Source organism: Duganella sp. Dugasp78, from assembly GCF_059491455.1.
Genome location: NZ_CP168506.1, coordinates 654,666 through 680,578, shown reverse-complemented (window position 1 = coordinate 680,578; position 25,913 = coordinate 654,666). Strand labels below are relative to the sequence as shown.

At 62.4% G+C, this 25,913-nt stretch carries 25 protein-coding genes and 2 pseudogenes; 17 read left to right on the top strand and 10 right to left on the bottom strand.

Annotated features, from left to right (window positions below):
- The first annotated feature begins 19 nt into the window (after window positions 1-19).
- From ACEN9O_RS02965 to ACEN9O_RS02955, 3 genes are read left to right on the top strand one after another with little or no spacing between them, the layout of a single operon-like run.
- Window positions 20-1,276 carry a paraquat-inducible protein A gene (locus ACEN9O_RS02965; protein WP_495616166.1) on the top strand — a complete coding sequence of 419 codons (1,257 nt, stop codon included), beginning with the start codon at window positions 20-22 and terminating at the stop codon, window positions 1,274-1,276.
- Window positions 1,269-2,900, top strand: coding sequence for a PqiB family protein (locus ACEN9O_RS02960; protein WP_495616165.1), 1,632 nt, complete (start codon window positions 1,269-1,271; stop codon window positions 2,898-2,900). Before ACEN9O_RS02965 ends, ACEN9O_RS02960 begins: the two co-directional genes overlap by 8 nt.
- Entirely contained in the window at window positions 2,897-3,496 is a 600-nt protein-coding gene (locus tag ACEN9O_RS02955) for a PqiC family protein (protein WP_495616164.1), read from the top strand. The genes ACEN9O_RS02960 and ACEN9O_RS02955 overlap by 4 nt, the downstream gene beginning before the upstream one ends.
- Here ACEN9O_RS02955 and ACEN9O_RS02950 read toward each other — a convergent pair.
- On the bottom strand, window positions 3,493-4,401 hold the full coding sequence (locus tag ACEN9O_RS02950) for a LysR family transcriptional regulator (RefSeq protein WP_495616163.1): 909 nt from the start codon (window positions 4,399-4,401) through the stop codon (window positions 3,493-3,495). The two genes, ACEN9O_RS02955 and ACEN9O_RS02950, sit on opposite strands and share 4 nt — an antisense overlap.
- Before the next feature lie 92 nt (window positions 4,402-4,493).
- Here ACEN9O_RS02950 and ACEN9O_RS02945 point away from each other — a divergent pair, with 92 nt between their 5' ends.
- The 4 genes from ACEN9O_RS02945 to ACEN9O_RS02930 are packed head-to-tail and all read left to right on the top strand — an operon-like array spanning window position 4,494 to window position 9,676.
- Window positions 4,494-5,198, top strand: coding sequence for a histidine phosphatase family protein (locus tag ACEN9O_RS02945; RefSeq protein ID WP_495616162.1), 705 nt, complete (start codon window positions 4,494-4,496; stop codon window positions 5,196-5,198).
- Window positions 5,199-5,208: 10 nt separating this feature from the next.
- Window positions 5,209-6,441 (top strand): acyl-CoA dehydrogenase family protein, encoded by a 1,233-nt coding sequence (locus ACEN9O_RS02940; protein WP_495616161.1) that lies wholly within the window; start codon window positions 5,209-5,211, stop codon window positions 6,439-6,441.
- 52 nt (window positions 6,442-6,493) lie between these two features.
- The gene (locus tag ACEN9O_RS02935; RefSeq protein WP_495616160.1) at window positions 6,494-8,866 is read left to right on the top strand and encodes a DNA polymerase II; all 2,373 of its coding nucleotides are present in this window, start codon (window positions 6,494-6,496) and stop codon (window positions 8,864-8,866) included.
- A gap of 12 nt (window positions 8,867-8,878) precedes the next feature.
- Window positions 8,879-9,676 carry an isocitrate lyase/PEP mutase family protein gene (locus ACEN9O_RS02930; protein WP_495616159.1) on the top strand — a complete coding sequence of 266 codons (798 nt, stop codon included), beginning with the start codon at window positions 8,879-8,881 and terminating at the stop codon, window positions 9,674-9,676.
- A 45-nt stretch (window positions 9,677-9,721) separates the two neighbouring features.
- On the opposite strand, the gene ACEN9O_RS02925 is transcribed toward ACEN9O_RS02930, so the two are convergent.
- A complete protein-coding gene (locus ACEN9O_RS02925) occupies window positions 9,722-10,291 on the bottom strand; it encodes a PEP-CTERM sorting domain-containing protein (protein WP_495616158.1) in 570 nt (189 codons plus the stop codon).
- A 546-nt stretch (window positions 10,292-10,837) separates the two neighbouring features.
- On the opposite strand from ACEN9O_RS02925, the gene ACEN9O_RS02920 reads away from it, so the two are divergent.
- A complete protein-coding gene (locus ACEN9O_RS02920; RefSeq protein ID WP_495616157.1) occupies window positions 10,838-11,587 on the top strand; it encodes a PEP-CTERM sorting domain-containing protein in 750 nt (249 codons plus the stop codon).
- 58 nt (window positions 11,588-11,645) lie between these two features.
- Here ACEN9O_RS02920 and ACEN9O_RS02915 read toward each other — a convergent pair whose 3' ends face one another.
- From ACEN9O_RS02915 to ACEN9O_RS02905, 3 genes are all read right to left on the bottom strand, one after another.
- The gene (locus ACEN9O_RS02915; RefSeq protein ID WP_495616156.1) at window positions 11,646-12,455 is read right to left on the bottom strand and encodes a hypothetical protein; all 810 of its coding nucleotides are present in this window, start codon (window positions 12,453-12,455) and stop codon (window positions 11,646-11,648) included.
- Window positions 12,456-12,555: 100 nt separating this feature from the next.
- On the bottom strand, window positions 12,556-13,938 hold the full coding sequence (locus ACEN9O_RS02910; RefSeq protein ID WP_495616155.1) for a TonB family protein: 1,383 nt from the start codon (window positions 13,936-13,938) through the stop codon (window positions 12,556-12,558).
- Window positions 13,939-14,085: 147 nt separating this feature from the next.
- Window positions 14,086-15,078, bottom strand: coding sequence for a GlxA family transcriptional regulator (locus ACEN9O_RS02905; protein WP_495616154.1), 993 nt, complete (start codon window positions 15,076-15,078; stop codon window positions 14,086-14,088).
- A 173-nt stretch (window positions 15,079-15,251) separates the two neighbouring features.
- Here ACEN9O_RS02905 and ACEN9O_RS02900 point away from each other — a divergent pair, with 173 nt between their 5' ends.
- Window positions 15,252-15,560: a putative quinol monooxygenase gene (locus ACEN9O_RS02900; protein ID WP_495616153.1), complete on the top strand. Its 309-nt coding sequence runs from the start codon at window positions 15,252-15,254 to the stop codon at window positions 15,558-15,560.
- A gap of 38 nt (window positions 15,561-15,598) precedes the next feature.
- Here ACEN9O_RS02900 and gcvA read toward each other — a convergent pair whose 3' ends face one another.
- Window positions 15,599-16,513, bottom strand: coding sequence for a transcriptional regulator GcvA (gcvA, locus tag ACEN9O_RS02895; RefSeq protein ID WP_495616152.1), 915 nt, complete (start codon window positions 16,511-16,513; stop codon window positions 15,599-15,601).
- A 132-nt stretch (window positions 16,514-16,645) separates the two neighbouring features.
- On the opposite strand from gcvA, the gene ACEN9O_RS02890 reads away from it, so the two are divergent.
- From ACEN9O_RS02890 to ACEN9O_RS02860, 7 genes are all read left to right on the top strand, one after another.
- Window positions 16,646-17,305: a cupin domain-containing protein gene (locus ACEN9O_RS02890; protein WP_495616151.1), complete on the top strand. Its 660-nt coding sequence runs from the start codon at window positions 16,646-16,648 to the stop codon at window positions 17,303-17,305.
- Window positions 17,306-17,315: 10 nt separating this feature from the next.
- On the top strand, window positions 17,316-18,416 hold the full coding sequence (locus ACEN9O_RS02885) for a flavin monoamine oxidase family protein (RefSeq protein ID WP_495616150.1): 1,101 nt from the start codon (window positions 17,316-17,318) through the stop codon (window positions 18,414-18,416).
- A gap of 36 nt (window positions 18,417-18,452) precedes the next feature.
- Window positions 18,453-19,505, top strand: coding sequence for an alcohol dehydrogenase (locus ACEN9O_RS02880; protein ID WP_495616149.1), 1,053 nt, complete (start codon window positions 18,453-18,455; stop codon window positions 19,503-19,505).
- Window positions 19,502-20,044 carry a hypothetical protein gene (locus tag ACEN9O_RS02875; RefSeq protein WP_495616148.1) on the top strand — a complete coding sequence of 181 codons (543 nt, stop codon included), beginning with the start codon at window positions 19,502-19,504 and terminating at the stop codon, window positions 20,042-20,044. Before ACEN9O_RS02880 ends, ACEN9O_RS02875 begins: the two co-directional genes overlap by 4 nt.
- Window positions 20,045-20,225: 181 nt before the next feature.
- Window positions 20,226-20,930, top strand: a complete 705-nt coding sequence (locus tag ACEN9O_RS02870) for a type 1 glutamine amidotransferase domain-containing protein (RefSeq protein ID WP_495616147.1) — start codon at window positions 20,226-20,228, stop codon at window positions 20,928-20,930.
- 61 nt (window positions 20,931-20,991) lie between these two features.
- Complete coding sequence (locus ACEN9O_RS02865; protein ID WP_495616146.1) at window positions 20,992-21,327, top strand: carboxymuconolactone decarboxylase family protein; 336 nt, start codon at window positions 20,992-20,994, stop codon at window positions 21,325-21,327.
- Window positions 21,328-21,410: 83 nt separating this feature from the next.
- Entirely contained in the window at window positions 21,411-21,992 is a 582-nt protein-coding gene (locus ACEN9O_RS02860) for a TetR/AcrR family transcriptional regulator (protein WP_495616145.1), read from the top strand.
- Between the two features lie 20 nt (window positions 21,993-22,012).
- Here the strand turns inward: ACEN9O_RS02860 and ACEN9O_RS02855 are convergent, their stop codons facing one another.
- The 4 genes and pseudogenes from ACEN9O_RS02855 to ACEN9O_RS02840 all read right to left on the bottom strand — a co-directional run.
- Window positions 22,013-22,369 carry a hypothetical protein gene (locus ACEN9O_RS02855; protein ID WP_495616144.1) on the bottom strand — a complete coding sequence of 119 codons (357 nt, stop codon included), beginning with the start codon at window positions 22,367-22,369 and terminating at the stop codon, window positions 22,013-22,015.
- Complete coding sequence (locus ACEN9O_RS02850; protein WP_495616143.1) at window positions 22,317-22,670, bottom strand: glycoside hydrolase family 2 TIM barrel-domain containing protein; 354 nt, start codon at window positions 22,668-22,670, stop codon at window positions 22,317-22,319. Before ACEN9O_RS02850 ends, ACEN9O_RS02855 begins: the two co-directional genes overlap by 53 nt.
- An 82-nt stretch (window positions 22,671-22,752) precedes the next feature.
- Window positions 22,753-22,962 (bottom strand): annotated as a pseudogene (locus ACEN9O_RS02845) (glycoside hydrolase family 2 TIM barrel-domain containing protein); the annotation flags it as partial.
- Window positions 22,955-23,224 (bottom strand): annotated as a pseudogene (locus ACEN9O_RS02840) (sugar-binding domain-containing protein); the annotation flags it as partial. The pseudogenes ACEN9O_RS02845 and ACEN9O_RS02840, both read right to left, overlap by 8 nt.
- A 164-nt stretch (window positions 23,225-23,388) precedes the next feature.
- Here ACEN9O_RS02840 and ACEN9O_RS02835 point away from each other — a divergent pair.
- Window positions 23,389-25,215 (top strand): GAF domain-containing protein, encoded by a 1,827-nt coding sequence (locus tag ACEN9O_RS02835; protein WP_495616142.1) that lies wholly within the window; start codon window positions 23,389-23,391, stop codon window positions 25,213-25,215.
- Window positions 25,216-25,913: the final 698 nt, after the last annotated feature.

Below are 25,913 nucleotides of genomic sequence, written 5' to 3'. Positions count from 1 at the left end.
TTGAATAAGCGGCCAGCCAGTGCATCGATACGATTTGATCAGCTGTCACGATTGCGGCGTACTGCATCAGCGGCGCCCGGTGCAGCCGCGCGAGAAGGCGCGCTGCGTACGCTGCCGCTCCATCCTCTATCGCGGCATCCATTCGGACGTCAACCGCATGGCGGCCATCACGCTGGGCGCCATCTTCACCTTCCTGATCGCCCAGTTTTGCCCCATTGTTGAACTGGAGGTTGGCGGCTACGCGTCCAGCGCCACCTTGCTCGGTGCGATACGCGTGCTGTGGACGCAGCAGATGCAGGTGGTGGCGGTGACGGTGTTCCTGTTCACGGCGCTGCTGCCGGCGGTGGAGCTGGGCGCGCTGCTGTATGTAACGCTGGCGTTGCGTGCCGGCGTGCGGCCGCGCGGCTTCGACCACCTGCTGCGCGCCGTTGGTGCCGCGCGGCGCTGGGGCATGACGGAGGTGCTGATGATCGGCATCCTGATCACCATCGTCAAGATGACCAGCCTGGCGCAGGTGGTGGTGCAACCGGGCCTGTTCGCCTTCGGCGCGCTGACGCTGATGCTCGCCATCGTCACCTCCTTCGATCCGCGGATGCTGTGGAATATCGGCGAGCACCTGCCGGGGCCACGGCGTCCGGCGCAGGCGGAGTTCCGCTACTCGCCGCATACCCGGCTGGCCGCCTGCCACAGTTGCGGCCTGGTGGCGCAGGACCAGCCGGATGCGCACCAGCACTGCGCGCGCTGCGGCGCCGTGCTGCACCGGCGCCGTCCCGACAGCGTGGGCCGCACCTGGGCCTTCCTGCTGGCGGCGACCCTGCTTTACATTCCCGCCAACCTGCTGCCGGTGATGTACACCCATTCGCTGTTCGGCAAGGAGGACGACACCATTATCAGCGGCGTGGTCTACTTCTGGACCAGTGGTTCGCCGGCGCTGGCGGCGATCATCTTCATCGCCAGCATCGTGGTGCCGGTGCTGAAGCTGGCGGCATTGTCGCTGCTGGCGCTGACGGCGCAGCGCCGCTCGCGCTGGCGCCCCTTGCAGCGCACGATGCTGTACCGGATCGTGGAGTTTGTCGGCCGCTGGTCGATGCTCGATATTTTTGTGATCACCCTGACGGTGGCGCTGGTGCGCTTCCAGTCGCTGGCCGTGATCACCGCTGGTCCCGGCGCGCTGGCGTTTTGCGCGGTGGTGGTCCTGACAATGATCGCTTCGATGCAGTTCGATCCACGCCTGATCTGGGACCCGATAGATTCAAATGGAGAGAACCATGCCTGAGAACGAAAGCGGCGCGCCTCCGCTGCCCGAGCCGAAAGTGGAGAAGGCCAATCGCTGGCTGCCTTCGCTGGTATGGCTGATCCCCTTGCTGGCCGCGTTGATCGGCCTGGCGTTGGTGGCCAAGTCGGTGATGGACCAAGGTCCGACGGTGACGGTGAGCTTCCGCAGCGCGGATGGACTGGAGCCCGGCAAGACCAAGGTCAAATACAAGGACGTGGATATCGGTCTGGTGCGCTCGATTACGCTGTCGCCGGATTTGTCGAAGGTCCTTGTGCTGATCGACATGAGCAAGGAGGCCAAGCGCTTCACCGCCGCCGACACCCGGTTCTGGGTGGTGCGGCCGCGCGTGGGAGCGAGCGGCGTTTCCGGCCTGAGCACCTTGCTGTCGGGCGCTTACATCGGCGTCGACGCCGGCAAGTCGGAGGAGGTCAAGCAGGAGTTCACCGGCCTTGAAAAGCCGCCGCAGGTGGCCGGCGACGATAAGGGCAGCAAGTTCACGCTGCATGGCGAAAGCCTGGGGTCCATCGACGTCGGCTCGCCGATTTTCTACCATCGCATACAGGTCGGGCAGGTGATCGGCTTCGATTTGGACGAGAAGGGGCGCGGCGTGAAAATGACGGTGTTCGTCAGCGCGCCTTACGACCAGTACGTCGGCAAGAACACTCGCTGGTGGCATGCCAGTGGCGTCGATGTGCGGCTCGATTCGACCGGCTTCAAGGTCAACACGCAGTCGCTGGCGGCCTTGCTGGTGGGCGGCATCGCGTTCGAGAGCATGAGCGGCCAGAAGCCGGATCAGCCGGCGGCGCCCGGCACCGACTTCCCGCTGGCGTCCGACCAGGCCAACGCCTTGCGTGAGCCGGATGGCGTGCCGATCACCACGGTGCTGTACTTCGACCAGTCGCTGCGCGGCCTGTCGCCAGGCGCATCGGTGGACTTCCGCGGCATCGTGCTGGGCGAGGTACGCTCGGTCGGCGTGGAGTTCGATCCGGTGAAGAAGAGCTTCCGCATGCCGGTGACGGTGGACATGTACCCGGCGCGCCTGGGCCGCAGCTTCCAGCAGAGCGTCGCCAGCGACCAGGATCGCAACGCCGGTCCGGTGGTATTGGAGCGCCTGGTGGCGCGCGGCCTGCGCGGCCAGCTGCGTACCGGGAATCTGTTGACGGGCCAGTTGTACGTGGCGCTGGACTTCTTCCCGAACGCGCCGCCGGCCAAGCTGGATGTGGCGCAGTATCCGCTGGAGGTGCCGACGGTGCCCAACAGCCTGGACGAGCTGCAGACGCAGATCGCCAGCATCGCCCGCAAGCTGGATCAGGTACCGTTCGGCGAGATCGGCAACAACCTGCGCGATACGCTGAAGAGCGCCAACGTGCTGCTCAAGCAGCTCGACGCGCAGGTGGTGCCGGAGATGAAGGACACGCTGGGCGCCGCGCGCAAGACCTTCGGCGAAGCCAACCAGCTGCTGCAAAAGGATTCGCCGGTGCAGTCCGATCTGCGCGAGGCCTTGCAGCAGCTGACGCAAACGCTGCAATCGCTGAACGCGTTGTCGGATTATCTGGAGCGACATCCCGAGTCGCTGTTGCGCGGGAAGACGAACAAGCAGGACACCAAGGGAGAACCCAAATGATGCGCTACTCAACCACGTTGGCCGCGTTGGCCGCGGTGCTGCTGGCCGGCTGCGCCGCCGCGCCGCCCGAGCACTTCTACAGCCTGAGTAACGGCATGGGCGTGCCGGCGCCTGCCGTCAAACCGGCGGACTACTACATCGAGCTGCCGGCGGTGGCTGTGCCGCAGCAGGTGGCGCGCTATCAGCTGGTGGTCAGCACGGAGGCGGGACGTGTCGACCTGCTGGAGCATGAACGCTGGTCGGCGATGCCGGCGTCGGAGGTCGGCCAGGCGCTGTCGCTGGCGATCACCGGCGAGTTGGGAACGGTGGACGTGTTCCGCACGCCGACGACGGACGGTGCGCCGGTTTACCGCATCAGCACCAACGTGCAGCGCTTTGAGTCCGCGCCCGGACAGTATGCCTTGATCGATGCGGTGTGGAGCGTGCGCCTGGTCGGCAGCGCCAAGGTGCTGACCTGCCGCAGCGTCGCCAACGAGGCTGTCGGCGTGGGTTACGACGCACTGGTGGCGGGCCACCGCCGCGCCGTCACGCGCATCGCCGCCGATATCTCCAAGGCTATCCGAACGCTGGCCTCCGGCGCTAGCGCCGGCTGCTAGTCCGCAGCCTGCATGGCCAGCCTGACCTGCTCGCGCAGCCAGATGTTGGCTGGGTCGGTGTCGACGTTGGCGTGCCAGTACAGGTAGATGTCCAGCGACGGCATCTGCAAGGGGAAGGACAGGATCTGGTTGCCGAACTGCTGGTTGACCACACGCGCCAGGCGCTCCGGCATCGTCAGCGCCAGGTCGGTCTGGCTGACTGCGCGGCAGGCGGCGAAGTAGTGCTGGCAGCGCAGCCGCACGCGCCGCTGCAATCCCATCCGGCTCAATTCGAAATCCTCCAGCCCAGGCCCGCGCCGGCGTGAGCTGGTCTGGATATGCTCCAGCTTCAGATAGGTGTCCAGATCAAGCGCTCCGCGCACCAGCGGATGATCGCGCCGCACCAGCACCACCGTCTGGTCGGTCGCCAGCAGCGTGCGGTGGATGTCGTTCGACAGCGGCAGCAGGATGTCGATGGCGGCGTCCAGCGTGCCGGCGGCCAGTTCGCTTTCCAGTTCGCGCCGGCCCACCTGCAAAGTATTCAGTCCCACGGTGGGTGCATCGTCGGCCACGCGGGCCATCAGCGGCGGCAGCACGCTCGCTTCCAGCACATCGCGCAGCGCCAGCGAGAAGGTGCGCTCGCTGGTGGCGGCGTCGAAGCGCTCGGTACCATTCAGCGTCACCTCAAAGCCACGCAGCGATTGCCGCACCGGGTCGATGATGGAGCGCGCCAGCGGCGTCGGCACCATCACGTGGCCCTGGCGTTCGAACAGCGGATCGTCGAACAACTGGCGCAGCCGGTTCAGCGCGTGGCTGATGGCGGGCTGGGTCAGGTTCATCTTCAGGCTGGCGCGGGTGATGCTGCCTTCCGCGTAGATCGCCTCGAAGACGATGAACAGGTTGAGGTCGACCTTGGATATATGCATGGAATCTATTCGGTCCAATTAAAACTATTCATTTGATGAATTATAGGCCGGGCGTTAAGCTGGTGCCTGTTTTGATCTGGAGCTGGAAGAATATGGGACAAATTTATCTGGTGCGCCACGGGCAGGCTTCGTTCGGCAGCGCCAATTACGACCAGCTGTCGGAGCTGGGTTACGAGCAGGCGCGCTTGCTGGGGCAGTGGTACGCCAACAGCCGCCAGTCCTTCCAGCGCGTGGTGGTGGGCGGCATGGCGCGCCATCGCCAGACCGCCGACAGCTGCCTGGCAGAGCTGCCCAAGGCGCAGCTGGCCGACACCGACTGGATCACCGATCCCGGTTTCGCCGAATTCGATCACCACGCGGTGCTGCGGCGCCACTGCCCGGAGGTGGACGATGCCGCCGCCTTCCGGCAGCTGCTGGCGCGGCACGAAGAGCCGCAGCGCGCGCTGGAGCATCTGTTCCGCGCCGCGATGCAGCGCTGGATGAGCGGCTGGCACGACGACGACTACAGCGAAACCTGGCCGGAGTTCCGCCGCCGCTGCGTGGCTGCGCTGGAGCGGCTCGACACCGACAGCAGCAAGCAGGCCACCATCGTGTTCACCTCCGGCGGCGTGATCGCCACGCTGATGCAGCACCTGCTTGGCCTGCAGGACTATCAGGTGATGGAGCTCAGCTGGACATTGGCCAATTGCGCCGTCACCAAGCTGCTGCAACGTCCCGGCCAGTTCACGCTCAGTTACCTGAACAACTACTCTCACCTGGAATGGCTGGGACAACCCGGCGCCGTCACCTACCGATAAGGACAGCATCATGGATTTCGACTACAGCCCGAAAGTACAGCAGCTCCAGGCCAAGCTGACGGCCTTCATGGAGGCGCATATATATCCGAACGAGGCGCGCTTCCACGCCGAGATCGACGCCAACCGCGCCGCCGGCGACGCCTGGGTGCCGACCCAGGTGATGGAGGAGCTCAAGCTCAAGGCGCGCGCAGCGGGCCTGTGGAACCTGTTCCTGCCCGATTCGACGCATGGTGCCGGCCTGACCAACCTCGAATACGCGCCGCTGTGCGAGATCATGGGCCGTGCCGTGTGGGCGCCGGAAGTGTTCAACTGCTCGGCGCCGGACACCGGCAACATGGAAGTGCTGACCCGCTACGGCACCGAGGCGCAGCAGCGCGAGTGGCTGGAGCCGCTGCTCGATGGCCGCATCCGCTCCTGCTTCGGCATGACCGAACCGGACGTGGCCTCGTCCGACGCCACCAACATCGCCAGCTCCATCGTGCGCACCGGCGACGAGTATGTGATCAACGGCCGCAAATGGTGGTCCTCCGGCGGCAACGACCCGCGCTGCAAGATCTTCATTTTCATGGGCAAGAGCGATCCCGATAATCCCAACCGCCATATGCAGCAGTCGATGATACTGGTGCCGCGCGATACGCCGGGCGTGAACGTGCTGCGCCACCTGCCGGTGTTCGGCTTCGACGACGCGCCGCACGGCCACGCCGAAATCGTGTTCGACAACGTGCGCGTGCCGGCCTCCAACCTGCTGCTGGGCGAGGGCCGCGGTTTCGAAATCGCCCAGGGCCGCCTCGGGCCCGGGCGCATCCATCACTGCATGCGGCTGATCGGCCTGGCCGAGCGCGCACTGGAGCAGATGTGCAAGCGCAGCTTGAGCCGCGTCGCTTTCGGCAAGCCGGTGGCCGAGCAGGGCGTGACGCTGGAACGCATCGCCGAGTCGCGCATCATGATCGACCAGGCGCGCCTGCTGGTGCTCAACGCCGCCCACATGATGGACACGGTGGGCAACAAGGTCGCCGCCAAGGAGATCGCCATGATCAAGGTGGCGGCGCCGGCGATGGCCTGCAAGGTGATCGACTGGGCGATCCAGGTGCAGGGCGGCGGCGGCATGGCCGATCCTTTCCTGGCTTCGGCCTACGCCGGCGCGCGTTCGCTGCGCCTGGCCGACGGTCCGGACGAGGTGCACCGCAGCCAGATCGGCAAGATGGAACTGGCGCGCTACAAGGCGCCGCGCGCGGCCAAATAGGACAATCCGCGCTCGGCTAGCGGGCTGTATGTGCATACAGTATAATTCTGGCATGACGCATACCGCCCAACCAGGCTTTATCCTGACTCGCCACTGGCGAGACGCGGCCAATGGGACGGAGATCGAATTCTGGCTGGCGACCGACGACGGCCCGAAAAAGATCCGCCTGACCGCGCAGACTTCGGTGGCTTTCGCCAAGGCCAGGCAGCGCTCGGCCATCGAGGCGCTGATCGACGACAAGGCCGGCATCGAGCTGCGCGAGCTGGAGTTGAAAACCTTCCAGCAGGAGCCGGTCGTCGGCATCTACGCCTCGCGCTACAAGCAGCTGACCGCGTTGGAGCGCACCTTGCGCGAGCATGGTATCAAGATGCTTGAGGCCGACATCCGCCCGCCCGAGCGCTATCTCATGGAGCGCTTCATCACCGCCGCCGTGCAGTTCGAGGGCGGCCGCACGGAGGGCGCCTCCGTCATCCACAACTGCAAGCTCAAGCCCGCGCCCGAGTACCGGCCCAAGCTGAAGATGGTCTCGCTCGATATCGAAACCAGCGCCTTCGAGGATCTGTATTCGATCGCGCTGGAAGGCTGCGGCCAGCGCCAGGTCTACATGCTGGGCGCGCCGCAGGAATCGTCGCAGCAGATCGACTTCGACCTGGAATACTGCGCCACGCCGCGCCAGCTGATCGAGAAACTCAACGCCTGGCTGGTGCGCCACGATCCCGATGTGCTGATCGGCTGGAACGTGGTGCAGTTCGACCTGCGCGTGCTGCAAAAGAACGCCGACAAGCACAAGATCCCGCTGGCGCTGGGCCGCGAGGGCAAGACCATCGAGTGGCGCGAGCATCCGGGCAAGCAGGGTTATATGTTCGCGCCGGTGGTCGGCCGCATCGTCCTCGATGGCATTGATGCGTTGAAGGCGGCGTCGTGGAGCTTCCCGTCGTTCAGCCTGGAGAGCGTGTCGCAGGCCATGCTGGGCGAGGGCAAGGACATCGGCGACGTCTACGACAAGATGGCCGAGATCGAACGCCGCTTCCACGAGGACAAGCCGGCGCTGGCCCACTACAACCTGAAGGACTGCGAACTGGTCACGCGCATTTTCGACAAGGCCAACCTGCTTGCCTTCATGATCGAGCGCGCCACGGTGACGGGCCTGCAGGCCGACCACCTGGGCGGCTCGATCGCCGCTTTCAGCCATCACTACCTGCCGCGCATGCATCGCGAAGGTTATGTGGCGCCCAGTGTCGGCGACGTGTCCGGCGGCGCTTCGCCGGGTGGCTTCGTCATGGACTCCAAGCCCGGGCTGTATGACTCGGTCGTGGTGCTCGATTATAAAAGCCTGTACCCATCGATCATCCGCACCTTCCTGGTCGACCCGGTCGGCCTGATCGAAGGCGAAAACGCTGCCGACCAGTCGACCGTGGTGGAGGGCGTCAACGGTACCGTGTTCTCGCGCACGCGGCACTGCCTGCCCGAGATCACCACGCAAATCTGGAAGCAGCGCGATGCCGCCAAGCGCGCCAGGAACGAGCCGCTGTCGCAGGCGCTGAAGCTGCTGATGAATTCCTTCTGCGGCGTGCTGGGCGCGACCGAATGCCGTTTCTTCAATCCCCGCCTGGTCTCCTCGGTCACGCTGCGGGGCCACCAGATGATGAAGCAGACCCGCGAGCTGGTCGAGGCGGAAGGCTATGACGTCATCTACGGTGACACCGATTCCATCTTCATCTGGCTGAAAAAGGAATACGAAAACAGCGAGGCGCTGGCCATCGGCGAGGGCCTGGCCGACAAGATCAACGGCTGGTGGCGCACCATGCTGATGGAAAAACACGGCCTGGAATGCCACCTCGAAATCGAGTTCGACACCCACTATCAAAAGTTTTTCATGCCGACCATCCGTGGTACGGACATGGGCAGCAAGAAGCGCTACGCCGGCTTGACCATCAACGCCAAGGGCGAGGAGGAGGTCATCTATCGTGGCCTGGAAGTGGCGCGCAGCGATTGGACGCCGCTGGCGCAGCAGTTCCAGCAAGGCCTGTTCAAGCGCATCTTCAAGGACGAGCCCTATCAGGAGTTCGTGCGCGACTATGCGCGCAAGACCGTGTCCGGCGACTACGACGAACTGCTGGTGTACCGCAAGCGCCTGCGCCAGCGGCTGGATGAATACAAGGTCAACGTGCCGCCGCAAGTGCGCGCCGCGCGTTTGGCGGATGAGTACAATCAGGCGCAGCATCGCCCGCTGCGTTACCAGAACGGCGGCTGGATCAGTTACGTGATGACCACCAGCGGCCCCGAGCCGACCGAAGCGATGCGCTCGAATATCGACTACGAACATTATTTGACCAAGCAGCTGCAGCCGATCGCCGATTCGATCCTGCTGCCGATGCACGACAGTTTTACCAGCCTGACCACGGCGCAAGCCAGCCTTTTCTAAATTGGAGATAGCATGAGCGATTTCAAGAAACTGCACGACGGTAGCAAACTGCTGCACCTGCCTAACGCCTGGGACGCCGGCAGCGCACGATTATTCGAAAGCCTGGGCGCGCCGGCCATCGCCACCACCAGCGCCGGTGTGGCCTGGGCCGCCGGCTATGCCGATGGCGACAACATGCCGGTCGACGTGGCAGTCGGCGTCGCCGCCAGCATCGCGCGCGTGTTGACGGTGCCGCTGTCGGTGGATATAGAAAACGGTTATTCGGACGACGCCAACGCGGTCGCCCAAACGGTGCTGCGCCTGATCGACGTTGGCGTGGCCGGCATCAACCTGGAAGACGGCCACGACGCGCCGCAATTGCTGGCAGCGAAAATCACCGCGATCAAGAAGCTGGCGGCGCAGTCGGGCAAGGAGATCTTCATCAACACGCGTACCGACGTGTATCTGAAAGGCTTGGTGCCCGAAGGCGAGCGCGTGGCCGAAGTGCTGAAGCGCGCCGCGCTCTACAAGGAGGCAGGTGCCGACAGCCTGTTCGTGCCGGGCATTTGCAAGGTCGACGAGATCAAGGCGGTGGTGGCCGGCGCCGGCTTGCCGGTCAATGTGATGGATTGGCCGGGCCTGCCGTCCGCCGACGAGCTGCACCAGCTGGGCGTGCGTCGCCTGAGCGCCGGCTCCGGCATTTCGCAAGCCTTGTGGGCGGTCGCCGCCGACATGGCCAAGGGCTTCCTGGCCACCGGCAACGCCGGTCCGCTGGTCGGGAAAGCGATGCCGTACGGCGATCTGCAGAAGCTGTTCATCGGCGCGCGCTAGCGAACGGCAGTGTATCGCCGGAACCAGCCGAAGCTGGCCCAGGCGTCAGGCCTGGGTAACTGACTTTCTGCGTGCGGCGACACCAACCAAGACAAGTCCGGCCAACAACATGCCATAGGTTTCTGGTTCCGGTACAGCGTTGAGCACGGCTACTTCGAGATTGGCACGGCTTGCGTTGCCAAGCAGATTGCTCCACAAAAGCTGTCCTTGGCCGAGATAGGCGGTCGATGTACCTTTCCAGTGCAGGCTATCGCCGACAGCGGCTGGGACCCAGCCGGTGTAAGTGCCGTTGCTGTAGTCGAGGAAGGTTGGACCATTGTGTGCGCCGCTGCTGATGGTGTAGTAGGTGAATGGACCGATCGGCAAGGAACCCGGGTCGCCAACAAAGTTGGTCAGGGGCGAGCTCGCTTGGCTATCGCCAAAGATGAACAAGTTGAAGGTCTGGCCTGCGGTCCAGCTGGAATCATGGTTATCCAGCTTCAGGGTGAATTCGTAGGTGTAGCTGGTGTTACCGCTGATCGAGTAATTCAAGGTGATCGGCGACGCTTGAGCAGCCAATGGCAAGGCCAGCGTTGCAGCCAGCGAGAGCAGTATTTTGCGGAAGATCGAGTGCATGGAGGTGTCCTATTAGATGGCCATGAATGTTGTAATTTTTACACCCCTCGAGTGTATTTGAGAAATGATAAAAATGATATCTTTTTTGTGCCCCCGCCCAAGAAGAATCGTCAGCGGAACGTCGTGGCGCTGTTCAGGCCGACTTGCCACGTCGTCCACTGTAGCAAAAAACAAACATTTTTTTCGCCGCCGCTGCTAGCCGCCGGCGACGGTTTTGCTTCCTTTCCAGGCGGTCAAATTTGCTTGACGTTTAAATTATTTCCTCATAGGAGAGCGGCGGCCCTTCACTCTCCCGCCAACTGCCAGTTACAAGTTTCCACTGGGAATCGCGATTGATTATTGAGAAACTTGGTTACATTTTCCTTACAATTTAGTTGGGTGTTGTCTTTGACAGACGGGTTCGCCGATCACAGAATCGGCCTCACACCTGCTTGCAAAAACGCTAATTTTCAGGCGTTTTCAACCTTGGCAACGTGCTATCAAACGTGGTCTGAAGGGCGGTGTGGTGTTAGCGGTATCCCTCTAACCTGTGTGAAAGGAAAACCTATGACTTTGAATAAAGCAATGATGGCGCTGTTGCTGTCCCTGGCCGGTGGCGCGGCGATGGCCGCGCCGCATTCCGCAACGGTCGATTTCTCCAAGGGCGAAGAAGGCTGGTGGGGCATGCAGCCCATCGATGGTAACGGCGGGTCCGGCATCGATACCGGCATGGGGCATGGCGCACCGGCCCTGCGCACCGTGATCGAGAACTTCGGCGTGACCTGGGGCACCAGCAGCAACCAGGCCTTCCTCGGCGACTACACCAAGTCGCCGAGCGTGACGCTCGGCCTGGACATATCGGCGCAGCAGATCTATTTCTTCAACCGTGAAGTGTCGCGCAACGTGATTGTCGAGCTGCGCGACTACGACAACAAGCCTTCCGACTTGCCGTACACCAGCGTGTTCTACAACCTCGGCAGCATCGACTCGACCAAGGGCTGGCAGCATTTGTCGGTAACTATCGGTGATACGAAGTCGACACTGCTGCCTGCTGGTTGGGGCGGCTACGGCGGGCCCGATGCGCAAGGGCCGACGCTGCCGGCTGGCCGCACCTTCGCCAGCGTGTTGGCCGGCGTCGACGAGATCGTGTTCACGACTTTGCAGCCAGGTTTTGTCTACGGCTACACCAACTTCGACGTTGCGATCGACAACGTCTCGATCACCGCGGTGCCCGAGCCATCGACTTGCGGCATGCTGATCGGTGGACTGGGATTGGTGGGCTGGATGGCGCGCCGTAAAGCGCGTCCGGTGGCGTAAGCCTGCCGCGATGATGTCGGAGAGTGGGGCCCCGCCCTCCGATCGACCTGTGGCAGATTTACCTGGATGCCGGCGGCGGCAGTTCCGAATACTCCTTGAGCAAGACGGAATATTCCCTTACGCCGGCGGAGCCCAGCCAGGTCCACATTTTCTCGACCTGGGGGGCATGGGTTGCGTAGAAGCTGGCGCTGGCGGCCAGCCAGACGTGGTCGGAAAAAATTGGCTGCGGCAGTCTGACGATGGCGCCCTTGTATTTTTGAGCGATGTAGGCGTCCATATCGTTCGGCGAGTTGACGGAGACCGCAAAGCCGTCGATTCTGTTGAGCCTGAGTTTCTCGAGGTTGCGCGCGATATCGACCGCGCCGCTGTCGACTTTCAGGCCCAGGCCCTGCATACGCGTCTTGTAGCTCGCCCCCAGGGTGATGCCCAGCAAGCGGTTTTGAAAATACCTGGCCGGGTCGGTGGCCGGCGGTATCCGGTCGGCGCGCCGGACGAAGACGACAATGTTCAGCGCCAGCGCGCGCGCAATGTCCGGCCGATGGTTTTTGTCGAGCGGGAAGACGATACCGGCGGTGTCCGCGGCGCTGGAGTCCATCGGGGCGAATTCTATTTCGCCGGCGATCAGGGCCGGCTTGATGCGCATCACCGGGAGGCGTTTCAGGTCGGCCTGGCATCCTGCGCTGGCGGCAAAGCGCTGCACCAGCTCCGCCGACGCGCCGGGCTTGGCGGGCACTTCTATTCCAGTTCCCAGCCAATACGGCGGTCTTTCCTGGTCAAGATAGCCTATCCGTATCGGTTCGCATGCCATCGCGCCGTTGCCCGGATTGGCGCCAATGGCAAAAATAAGCGCGAAAAGGCCGAATTTCATGAATCGTTCTGATGCCAACAATAATTATTGGCAGCATTATGACAGCAGCTCTCCTGGTCCGCTGGTTCGCTTCAGCAAATGGATGGGAGCGGCTGGAATGTCAGTCCAGCGTCCACACGTAGCTCAAGCTGGCCCAGACCGGTTCGCCCTGGCCGTCGGCCGGTTTGAACTTGCATTGCGAGAGCGCTTTGCGCGCGGCCTTGTCGAGATCGACGTAGCCGCTGGACTTCTGGACTTTCGATTCGAGGACGCGGCCGTCATTTCCCACCAACAGCGCCAGCAGTACCGTGCCGCTTTCGCCGCTCAGGTAGGCGTTGGTCGGGTATTTGGGCGGGACGCAAGCCTGCGCGTCGACAATGACGGCGGTGCGCGGCGCGGTACGGCTGGCGCTGGCCGTATTGACGCTGGCGGCCGGCGGTGCGCTCGCATGGCTGGCGTCGGCCACGGACTTGGCGTCGCTGCGTGCAGGCTCGGCCGCGACCGGCCGCTCTTCTTCACGCGCACGGCCGGCTTCGGGAGCGGCGGCGGGCTTGGCTGCCGACACCGGCGGCGCGGAGCTCGTCTTCGGAGCCTCGGCTACCTTGGCCGGTTCGGCTGCCTTGGCCGGCGAAGGCTTGGCGCTGGAGGCCTGGGTAGGCAAGTCCAGCTTGTGCAGGCCCAAACCCATGCTCTTTAGCATGGCAGTCAGGCGCTCGAATTCGGACGCCTTGGTGGCGGCGGTGGGGGCCGGCTGCGCTTTGGGCGCCGGAGCAGGCTTCGGCGGCTCGGCGTTGTCTGCCACCAGGCCGGACGGGCCCGAGACCTGGATTACTTCAACACCCGACGACTTGGTTTTGGAGCCCTTGTTCGTGACCTGAGCCGATTGTTCAGGGGATGGGTCTGCAGCCGTATTGGGGGCGTAGACGGCAGCCTGTTCCAGGCGCATCATCGATTGGTTGTCTTTCCAGATTAACCATAAGACGAGCAGGATGGCCAGGAAAACGAAGGCGAACAGCAAGGTTGTAATGCGTACACCCCGGCCGCGCATATGCCTGTGGATAAAGTACAGCCAGGAGTCCAGGCTTTTCTTGGGGGCGCGCCCCGGGGTTTCCGGCGCCGGCCGGTTAGCCCGGCCCGGCTCAGCCATATCAAACGGCGTATAGACGGTGGTGGAGTCGCCCAGATCGACGGTGCTTTGAAAGCCGTAGTGCTGTGCGCGGGCACGTTCCTGCAAATCGTAGAGTTCTCTTTGATCCGAATCAGACAATACGCTGTACGCGGCGTTCAGGCGCGCCATCATTTGCTCGGCATCGCGGTTCCCGATATTTTTATCCGGGTGATGTTTTTGCGAAAGGGAACGATACGCCGCGCGGATGACCTCTGGGGGTGCGTCGCGGGTGACGTTGAGACTCTCGTAATGGCTGTAAATTTTTGTCATCGGATAGCTGCCGCGGTGGATTTCTGGCGCCTCGGAGGTCCAGGAACTTGTAATTTTATTCAGCAATGCGAGATACTATATTGAAATCAACACTTGAAACATGGATCTGTGCTGTTGTTTTGAAAAAATGACTTAAATACAACAGTTGTAGAATGGACACGTTGACTCGACCAGCCCATGCGGCGCTTGCGGCCAGGCGCTGGTGGCCGAAAGTCATTTCCCTCTCTGTTGAATCCATTGCCTGTATGTATTGGGGCTCACCCCCATGAAACGGGTGAAGGCGCGACGGAAGCTGCTTTCATCGGCATAACCACTCTGTTGCGCAATCCGTTTTACGCTACTGGCCTTTTTTTCCAACAGCACACGTGCTGTTTCCAGGCGCACGCGAGTAATAAACACCTTGGGGGATTCGCCCACCAGAGTCTTTAGTCGCCGGTGCAGCGTTCGTTCGCTGGTCGCCAGCAAGGTCGCCAGCGCGCTTGCCGTCAAGAGATCGGGAGTCTGGCGGACGATGTTCTCTGCTTCAAAAAGGAAGGGATCGCGGGTTCGAACATAGCCATCGGGCGCATAGATCGCGTGGTTCAAGGGGGCATTGTCGGTCACCGCGAAATCAGCGGCCGCGCGGGCGACCTCGGGCCCGGCCAACTGTCGAATGCAATGCAGGGCAAGATCCACCCATGAGAGCGGGCCTCCGACGCTGACGATGCCCCGGTCCGCCAACAGGGGCGAACCCCAAATGAAATCTGCCTTCGGATAGCGCTGCTTGAGTTCGTCCTGAAACCACCAGGTTGTGGTGCAACGTCTCTGGTCCAGCAGTCCCGCTTCGCCAAGCACGAACACTCCCGCGCAAGAGCCGCCTATTAGTGCGCCGTGAGCGTGCTGAGATCGTAACCACGCGCCGATCCGCCGCATTTCAGGCGATCGTTGCGGCAGCCCATCCAGGCCCGGAACCAGCCCCGGAATCAATATCGCGTCGCAGCTGGGTATCTCGGTCGCCGCCATGTCCACGGCCACTTCACGCCCTCGTCCGTCGCGCAGGGGATTGCCATTCACGCTCGCGGACAGCACTTCCCAGTGTGGCCTCAGGCCGGAACGGTCCGAGACATCTGATCGGCTTGCCGCGAGTTGGGCCAATTCGAACATGTCCAGCAGACCGGCCATTGCGGACGGCATGCATCCGTCAAAACCAAGTATGACCACCTTCATTTAAGTCCTCACAAGCCAAGTTGGCGAATACTGCACGAAATATGGCTGGTTTGCCGCCCCAGGTTCCGTAGACCAGGCTTCAGAATGAAGTCCTGCCTCCATGCGAGCAATGCATCCGCAGGGGCAATCGCCACGGTGGCGAACGTAGCCGACTCTTTAAAAAAGGAAATACCATGTCCCAAACCGCCGCAATTGTTACTTTCAAAGCCCAACCGGGCAAAGGCAATGAGGTTGCCCAACTTGTCGCCGCCGCCTTGCCGCATGCCAAAGCCGAGCAGCCGCTGCTGGTATGGCTGATACTGCAGTCCGAAAAGGATCCGGATATGGTTTATATCGTCGACGTCTTTACTGATGCGACTGGCCGCGATGCGCATTACAAGGATGCCGCCGCTGCGCAAATCATCGCGACGGTCCCGCCACATCTGGCGGTCCCGCTCGATATTTCCCCGATGAAGTTGGTGGTCGCCAAAGGCGTTAAATAATGACTTGTCCTGACCAGCCAGTCGTTGCTGCTGGCTGGTCAGGCCGGATTCGCTTCGTCCAGCAGCCAGCGACGGAAGGTCGCCAGCCTCGGCAAGTTGGCCGATTCGGGCCGGTAGACGATGTAGTAGGCGAGCGGCGAGTCGAAGCTGATATCGCCGCACAGGCGCACCAATCTTCCCGAGACGATGTCGTCATGCGCCATCACGCTGCGCGCGAGGGCTATGCCTTGTCCCTCGGCCGCTGCTTGCAGAACCGCCGCCGAGTTATTGATCTTCATGCCGCGCAAGGCGGCGATATTGTCGACACCTGCTTTGCGCAGCCATGCTTCCCAGGTGGGGAAATCGGCATGGCCGTCCATCGACAGGTCATGGATCAGCATATGCTGCGCAAGGTCTGCTGGTTTGCGCAACCGTGGCTTCGAGCGCAGGAACTCGGGCGAGCACACCGGGTACACCTCTTCATCCAGCAACTTATCGGCCGTCAGTCCCGGCCAGCTTCCGGTGCCATATCGCACGCCGATATCGATGCGCTGGGCGACGAAGTCGACCGCTTTGAGATTGGTATCGAGCCGCACGTCGGTGTCCGCGCAGAGGGACTGGAACCTTTCGATACGCGGCAACAGCCATTTGGCGGCAAAGGCGGGACTGACCGTCACCGTCAGCACGCCAGCGAGCCCGCCCTCCCTGAGGCGTTCGAGACCGGACACCAGTTTGTCAAAACCGGCGCGCAGATCGGGCAGCGCGCGTTCGGCGGTCTCGGTCGTCACCAGCCGCGCCTTGCCGCCGGAGCTCCGGTGAAACAGCGGGGCGCCGAGCCAGTCTTCCAGCGTGCGCACCAGTTGCCCGACAGCCGCCGGCGTGACGTTAAGTTCGGCGGCGGCGGCTGAAAAACTCTGGTGCCGGGCGCTGGCTTCAAATGCGCGCAAGGCGTTCAGGTGTATGGGTGTTTTCATTACTCCATTTTACGCGTTGGTCAGTTTTTGCGATAAACATTTTCTTTCAATGGCTAACAGTTAATCTGGTTTGTTCAGGCTGTCGAAGCGACGCACAATCGTATCTCGTCAATTTTTTTAAGAAGCACGCTTATGCTGATCAATGCTGATTTTTCCCGCCCCGTCGCGATGGCGCCCCAGCAGTACCAGTGGGTGGCGTCGCCCCAGGACGGTGTCGAACGCGTGATGCTCGATCGTGTCGGGGCCGAGCAAGCCCGCGCCACCAGCATCGTGCGCTACGCCCCGCATTCTTCCTTCCCGCGTCATCAACATCCCGGCGGCGAGGAGATCCTGGTACTTGATGGCACCTTCTCCGAAGGCGGGCTGGACTATCCGGCCGGCTGGTACCTGCGCAATCCACCGGGCTCCAGCCATCAGCCGTCCAGCGGCGAAGGCGCCGTCATCTTTGTCAAGCTGCAGCAGATGGCGGCGCCGGACCAGCCGTATATCCGTATCGATACGCGCGATCCGGCCTCCTGGCGGGTCGAGCAGGGACGTGAGATTTGCCCGCTGTTTTCCGATGCGTCCGAACAGGTCAGCCTGCAACGCCTTGCGCCGCACGATGCCCTGCTGGCCGACGCCGAGGACGGACTGGAACTGCTGGTGCTGGAAGGCGATGTCGTCGCGCAGCAGCAGGCCTATGCATCCCGCAGCTGGATGCGCTTGCCGGCTGGGGCCTTGCCCGTCATCGTCGCGGGCGAGCAGGGGGCGACCGTCTACCTGAAGGTCCATCATCTGGCCAACTGCATTTGAAAGGATGAGCATGAAACACGCACGCATCGTCATTGTTGGCGCTGGATTGAGCGGCCTGTACGCCGCGCACTTGCTGGAGCGCCGCGGCATCCGCGACATCGACCTGCTGGAGGCGCGCGAGACGATGGGCGGCCGCATCGCCTCCGTGCCTGCGCCTGCCACGTCCGGCGCGTCCAACGACCGCTTTGACCTCGGCCCGACCTGGTTCTGGCCCGACCATCAACAGGAGCTGCATGAGCTGATCGACGAGCTGGGCCTGCAGCGCTTCGCCCAGCACGACCAAGGCGACATGATGGTTGAGCGCGCACCCGGCGAGGCGCCGGTGCGCATGCGCGGCTACGTCAGCGCGCCGCGGTCGATGCGCCTGGTCGGCGGCATGAGCGCGCTGACCGACGTCTTGCACGCCACGCTCGACGGCGCCCGCATCGTCACCGGCCAGGCCGTGCGCCGCATGCGCAACACCGCCACCCACGTCGAGCTCGACAGCGAAGACGCCGGCGGCCAGGTCACGACCTGGCGCGCCGCGCACGTGCTGCTGGCCTTGCCGCCGCGCCTGGCCGCCGGCGCTATCGCGTTCGAGCCGGCCTTGCCTGCGCCGCTGGTGCGCGAGTGGCGCGCGACGGCGACCTGGATGGCGCCGCACGCGAAGTATCTCGCCATCTACGACACGCCGTTCTGGCGCGAGCAGGGCTTGTCCGGTTCGGCGCGCAGCGGCAGCGGACCGATGGGCGAGATCCATGACGCCTCGATGCCCGACGGCAGCGCGGCCTTGTTCGGTTTTCTGGGCGTGCCGGCGCGTACCCGCCAGCGCCTTTCCGACGATGCGCTGCTGACGCTTTGCCGCGCGCAGCTGACCCGGCTGTTCGGGCCGCAAGCGGCGGCGCCGCGCCTCGAGATCATCAAGGATTGGGCGCAGGACCGCTGGACCGCCACGGCCGCCGATCTCGACGCCGGCGGCGATCACGGCCACGCGCCCGCGGCGGCGGCCAACGCCGGTCCATGGCAGGGACGGCTGACCGGCATCGCCAGCGAATGGTCGCCGCGTTTCCCCGGCTATGTCGCGGGCGCCATCGAGGCGGCCGGGATCGGCGTGCGGGCATTGGCCGCATAAGCCTTTGAACCACTTTACATCCAAGGAGTAACGACCATGAAGCAAACATACCGCGCTATGCAGATCAGCCGCCCCGGCGTGCTGGAACTGGTGGAACGTCCGACCCCGGCGCCTGGCGTCGGCGAAGTCCTGATCGAGGTGGAGGCTTGCGGCATCTGCGGCGCCGACAGCGGCGACATCGAGGGCGCCGATCCCGCGTTGCAACCGCCGCGTGTGCCGGGCCATGAAGTGGTGGGCCGCATCGCCGCGCTGGGCCAGCACACGCCAGGCATCTGGAAAGTCGGCCAGCGCGTGGGCGTGGGGCGGCTGGGTGGGCACTGCAATGAATGCGCGCAATGCCGCCAGGGCCATTTTCAGTTGTGCCAGAACCAGCCGTTCGTCGGCGCCTCGCGCGACGGTGGCTATGCCGAGATGATGCTGGCCCGCGCCACCGGGCTGGTCGCCATCCCCGAACAGCTCGATGCCGAGGAGGCGGCGCCGATACTGTGCGCCGGGCTGGCCACGTTCAGCGCGCTCAAGAAAAGTGGCGCGCAAGCCGGCGATACCGTCGTTATCCTCGGCATCGGCGGACTGGGGCATATGGCCTTGCAATATGCGCGGCGCATGGGCTTCCGCGTCGTCGCCGTGGGACGCGGCAGCGATATCGCCCAGGACGCGCTGGAGCTGGGCGCGCACCTCTACATCGACAGCAATGAAACGGACGCGGCGGCCAGGCTGAATGCCATGGGCGGCGCGCAAGCCATCGTCACGACCGTGGCCCATGCGGCCACCGTGGCGGCATTGATGGGCGGCCTGGCGCCAGGCGGGCGGCTGGTGGTGCTGGGCGCAGGCAAGGACCCGCTGCCGGTCTCGACCGGACATCTGGTGGTCGGCGAACGCAGTGTGCAGGGTTCGATCACCGGCTCGCCGTACGACAATGAAAAAACGCTGGATTTCAGCGTGCTGGCCGGTGTGCGGCCGCGCATCGAGATCATGCCGCTTGAGCAGGCCGCCGAGGCTTACCGCCGGATGAAGTCGGGCGACGTCAAGTTCAGGATGGTGTTGACCATGACGCCGCGGAAGAGTTCGTCACTGTGCGCTGAAGTATGAATATTTTCCATCCCCATTTTCCTCCTGGCGATCACTATGCGCCGATACGTTCCCGACTCGGAAGCGTAGGACAGATTACGGTGCTCCATATCGGCGAGGAGGAGACCACGGTCGCTGCAGGCGATGGCCCGGCGGCGGACACGATGCGTACGCTGGCGATAGGATCGATGCGCACGTCGCGTGCTTATTTCAAGCAGTCGCCGCCTGGCCGGCAGGAATTCGAGATCGCCATCGAACCGGTCGAAGATGAAATCATCCGGGCGCACGGCATGCTGCCGCACGTATCGAAGCTTTATTCGGCGGACGCGAAATTGCGCCGCATCGCCTTGCTTGCCGGTGTGCCCGAGAGCGATGAAATGTTGCTGGACCTGGATGCCATGGAGCGCGTGTTCAGCCGCCTGGCGGCGGTTGTGCAAGGGAAGCCGGCGGCGCATGAAGGCATCCCTGACGATAACGCGTTTTCCGCCACGCTATTGATTTTGCGTGAGTTTATGCATCATCTGGGATTTTCGTGTATCGGTCTGCTGTCGACTAATTGATAAAGTTTTTCTTTCAGTGCCTGACAGATTAAGTGATTTGTCCGGCAAGCTCGCCAAGACCATAATGGGCACCTGTCAACGCAATGCTGTAGCAGCTCTGGCGGTGATGGTTGGGATTTTTTTTGCGTAGAAACCTACCTATTGGTTGGTAGGTAAGCGCCTTATCGAAAGGGTAGTAATCATGAAAGCAACTGGAAACAAACAAAAACGCGTACTGCTGGTGATGAGCTCGCTGGACGAAATGGGCATCAGCGGCAAGCACACCGGCACCTGGTTTACCGAAGTGGCGGCGCCTTACTACATCCTGACCGAAGCCGGTTACGAAGTGGTGCTGGCTTCGCCGCAGGGTGGCGAAGCGCCGATCGATCTGCTGAGCCACAAGGCGCCGTTCACCACCGAATACACCGAGCGCTTCCTGAAGGATCCGGTAGCGCTGTACGCGGCCAAGAACACGCGCAAGCTGCGCAACATCGACTACACCGGCTTCGACGCGCTGTTTGTGCCGGGCGGCTACGGCCTGCTGTGGGATCTGGCGTCGGACTCGTTCCTGCTCAAGCTGATCAAGGAATTCCACGCCGCCCAGCGTCCGATCGCGATGGTGTGCCACGCGCCGGCCATCCTGCGTGACGTCAAGAAGGACAACGGCGAATACCTGGTCAAGGGCGTCAGCCTGACCGGCTTCAAGAACGCCGAAGATGCCGAGATCGAGCTCGACAAGCACCTGCTGTTCTCGCTGGAAGACGAGCTGAAAAACCGTGGCGCCAACTACCTGAGCAAGGCCAACTGGGAGCCGAACGTGGTGGTGGACGGTCCGCTGATGACCGGCCAAAGCCCGGCCTCGGCAGCGCCACTGGCACAAGCACTGGCCGAACGCCTTAAAGCGTAAAGCGAACTCACCCGACCCGTGCCTGCAGCACGGGTCTAACAACCTCAAGGGAGTACACATCATGATGCAGGACTGGAACGCTTATCGCGACGCGCTGGTGGGAAAAGTGGGCGACTACGCCAAGATCACCCCGGACGTCATGCGCGGCCTGGCGACCATCGAAGGCGCCGCCGTCAAGACCGGCAAGCTGGGGCCGAAGATGCACGAATTGATCGCGCCGGCCGTGGCGGTGACCACGCGCTGCGATGGCTGCATCGCTGTCCACACCAAGAAGGCGGTGGAACACGGCGCTACGCTGGAGGAAATCTCCGAAGCGCTTGGCGTCGCGATCGCGCTCAACGCGGGCGCCGCGCTGACCTACACGGCACGCGTGCTGGAGGCCCACGCAGCGCTGTAGCTGCTGCGACCTGACGTTGACGCAAAAAAATCGGGTCTATACAATCCAGCCAACTAGTCAGGTCCTCCAGGAATTTAAGCGCCATGAAGCACTTCAGCGAAATCACACCGGCCGCGGAGCGCATCGTGGACGCAGCGGAAAGCCTGATCCAGAGCGTGGGTTATAACGGCTTTTCCTATGAGGACATATCGAGGATAGTCGGGATACGTAAACCCAGCATTCATCATCACTTCCCAACCAAGGTCGAGTTGGGCGTGGTCGTCGCGCAGCGCTATGTCAATCGCTTCATGGGGCGGCTGGAGGCGATCAGCCGGGAGCAGGCCAGCGCGACCGGCCGCATGCAGGCTTATTGCAGGCTGTTCACAGAGACATTCTCCACCGATCGGCGCTTGTGCATCTGCGGCATGCTTGGCGCTGAATCCAACGGCATTCCCGATGCACTGCACGTCGAGGTGCGGCAGTTTTTTGAACATAATCTGACGTGGCTGACCGGGGTGCTGCAGCAGGGAGAAGATGCCGGGGAATTCAAGCTCAGGAGCCCGCCGAAACTGCTGGCCGATTTTTTGCTGTCGGCACTTGAGGGCAGCATGTTGCTGGGGCGCGGCCGCCAATCCGATCAGGGACCGCAACACATCGCTGACGTTTTTCTGGCTTCGCTGCGCTAGCGCAGCGAGCACCGAAGGCATCAGCGCGTATCCGGTGTTCCCGTGATGCCGATCTCGGCGATGCCGCATGCGCCGCCGGCGCCCACGTCGAGGCCCAGCCGCAGGCGCCGTCCTGTCACGGGCTGGAAGGCAAGCTCCAGCTGCTCGGCCGTCGCCGGCGCGTCCGCCAATGACCGCCAGACGCCGCCGACGTCCTGCGCCTCCGCCTTGACGCCGCAGCGGGCGCCCGGCGCGAAGCGGATGGCCACCCGGCGGTAGTTCAAAATACGCTCCGGGTCGACGACGATCCACGGCCGGCTGTCATCGATGTCGCGCGGATCCGTGTCACCCCACGCTGCCAGCTGCGCAGCGCGGCTGGCTTGCCCGGCTGCGGCCATGCGGGCGGCGCGAGTCGGCGATGGTCGAGCCGTATTCGGCGACGAAGCTGGCGATGCCCGGATTGGGGAACAGGATGGCGCCATCGCCGTTGTAGCCTGCGATGTCGCCGATGCGGTCGATGTCGCCGCGCTGCGAGCCGTTGACGGCGGCCGGCCGGGTCGGGTCCAGGTGGTGCGACAGGGCCACTTCCTCGGCCAGCAACTTGCGCACACGCGGCATCGTGTCCTCGGTCGTGAAGAACACTTCGTTGTCCATGCCCCAGGCGATGATCGACGGGTGGTTGCGGTGTATGCGTATCATTTCCGCCAGCTGCAGCTTGACGCTGTCGTCGAAGCCCGCTGTGCCCCAGAACGGCGCCTCTGACAGATAGATACATCATGCCGATGCGGTCGGTCGCTTCCGTAAAATGAGGATCGTGCGGGTTGTGCGAGCCGCGGATGAAATCGAGGCCCGCATCCTTCATCAGCCGCACGTCGTGGTCGATGGCGGCATTGGTGACGGCGTCGCCCCAGCCTGCCTGATCCTGGTGGACGTTGGCGCCGCGAAAATAGCGGTGCTGGCCGTTGAGGAGACACCAGCCAGATGTCGCGATAAATCCCGCCGCTGAAGATATGCTCGCCCGCCCGTGGGGCCAGCGTCGGGTCCCAGATATTGTCGACGCGGACGGCGACGACGTTGCGGCCGGGGTGCAGCGCCGGCGTCACATCCACGGGGAAGCCGGTATAGCCGCCGCGGTGGCGTGCGATCTTGCGGCCGTTGACATACACCTCGGCCGTCTGGAACGCCCCCTCGAATTCCAGCATCCAGCGACGCCCTGCGGGGGCGGCCGCCAGCACGAGATCCTTGCGATACCAGCCATAGCCGACATACCAGGTATGGCAGAGCTGTTAGGCGTCGCTGTAAATCAGCACCTCAAGCGCTCGACGTTCACAAAATGCCCATCCATAGGCTCATTTAGGCTTTCTTTTAGTTAATAATGATATATTGACGAAGCTATCCACTTGACCAAACCGACAACATGACCCGTCCTTCGTCAACGTTCGCTTCCTGGAAATGGCTCCTGCTTTCCATCGCGCTGCTGGTTGGCGTCCAACATCTTTGGGGACTGGGCTATCAGGACCGCCACGCATCGCCGCATACGGCTGGCACACTAGGCGTGCAGTTCGGCGATCCCGATGCCGCTTACCGACTCCCGATCATGACGCTGTGGCCCACATCGCCGCTCGTACTCGCGGGAGCACATCCCGGCGACAGCGTCGTCTTCGAGCGCTACGGCGACGCGGTGCGTACACTCGGCACTGACGAAGAAGTCCATTTGACGCTCTATTCCGGTGCGCATGCTTTGCCGCTGACGATCCGCCCGATTGCCAACCCCACAGTAGTTGACCATCCGGTCCTGGCGCTGGTAGCAGCATCGATCAAGTGGTTGATCGGTGCCATGACGCTTTGCTTCGGGGTGATGATAGGCTTGCGCCGTGCTGACAACATCGGCATGCGCGTGTTGGCACTGGCGCTCATATCGGTCGCAGTCAACAACTATGTCTGGATATTGCCTTCCGGCGCCTTACAGGACTGGAACCTGCGCTTGCTGTGGCCGTTGGCCTATTACGCCGCCTTCATTGGTTTTCCTTACTTCACGTTGAGTCTGCCGGAGGAACGCCCGCTACTTTCCATCACGTGGGTGCGCTACTGTTTTTACCTGTTTGCCAGCGCGTGGGGTGTGGTACTGCTGTGGTACTGGCTCGACTTCTCTCACCTGTTGCCATGGAGTGTGCGTAACCTGACCTTGGCGCTGCCGTGGGAAGCGCTACTGGGTTTAGGAACATTCGTCATTTCTACGCTGGCGATCTGGCTTGCCTGGCGCCGCAGCGTCGGCGCAGCGCGTCAGCGGATGGCATGGATCGGGATTTGCCTCGGCGCGACCTACCTGGTATTTACCAGCGGCGATGTCGCCGAGCTATTTCATGTCAAGTTTGATGGTCCTATACCATCAGTCGTTCTTTCGTTAGTGCTTTTGCTCGCATATAGCGGCCTGGGCTACGCTATCCTGCGCCATCGCATCTTCAACTTCGGCTTCGCCGTCAACCGCGCCTTGGTCTTTTCCATCATCAGTACATTCTTGTTGCTGGCGTTCGCGATGACCGAATGGGTGGTAGATAAATTGCTGCATTTCCAAGGCAGGGAAACCAACGTCATCTTCGATGCGATGGTAGCGCTTGGCATTATTCTGTCCTTTCATCGCATCCAGCACTGGGTCAGCCACCGCATCGACCATACCTTCTTCCACCATTGGTACGAGGCGGCTGCACAGTTGCGCCAGTTCGTCGAGAGGGCCGCGCACATCATCCAGCCAGACGCACTGCAATTGAAGTTCGTGCAGGCAATCCAGGCGTTTGCGATGGTCGACGGCTGTGCACTCTATCTGAAAGCTAGGGATGGCAACTTTATACTCACCCATGGCACGCTGGCAAAGGCACCCACGACCTTCGACGCCGATGACGATACCCTCATCACACTGCGCCACACGCTGGCGATGGTCGAACTGGCGGCGGCTGCCCCCTTTTCCGTGGCGCTGTTAGCCTTTCCTATGATGGTACGCGGCCAATTGAACGGCATGTTACTGGTCGGTCCAAAACACTCCGGGTCAGGCTTCAGGCCTGATGAAATAGCGCTCATTACCAGCAGCGCGCTGAGCATCGGCCTAGACCTCGAAAGCCTGCGGGTAGAGGGGCTGGAGCGCCAGGCCGCCAGCCTAATTCAGGAGAACGCCACCTTGAAATCAGACCTTGATGTCATGCGAGCGTGCGCCGAGGTAGTCGAACTGAAGCGAGCGCTACAGACCTAGATCGTCGGCGACAGTGTCATGCTGATATCCTGATGAGTCCTCCACGCAGATGAAATGATCGTCCAGGCGGGTAAGTTTGGGCGTGAGTTTTTGCGCCCGCAGGGACAGGCAGTACGCTTCAGCCTTCTTCGGCTGATTGTGAGAGTAATCGAAGTCCCTTCAGATAGGCATAGTTTTTCCAATTGCAGGATCGTCAGATAGGCATCGCCACTGATTTGCCACTGATCGACTGACAAACAAAAACAGCGGATATGTAACCCGCTGTTTTTACTATGGAATTCTGGTCGGGGTGAGAGGATTCGAACCTCCGGCCTCTGCGTCCCGAACAAGGTGTCTTACCTGAAATGGGGTGCTAAACGTCATATTCGATTATACAGCTCTCTTTAAAATCAACAACTTAGATTTTCGTTCGTTGCTTTTCGCGAATTTTCGCGAACTGGAAAGAAAGGTGGTTTGGCACAGATTTGGCACAGATTGGCACAGAGCGTACTAGTGGGTTCTAGCGAAGAATGGTTCTTTGGAGCCGGAACACAGTGAAGGCGCTGCGTCCCCGCGACGCCCTCGTTGAAGGGAGGGGTATAGGACTGCCGGACAAATTTTTGAGAGGAGTGAGGTCTATGGGGATGTAGCCATGGGACTTTGTGGAGTCCACCATGTGTATCCGCCATATTTGCAGCGCGATGCAGAGGGAATTTCAT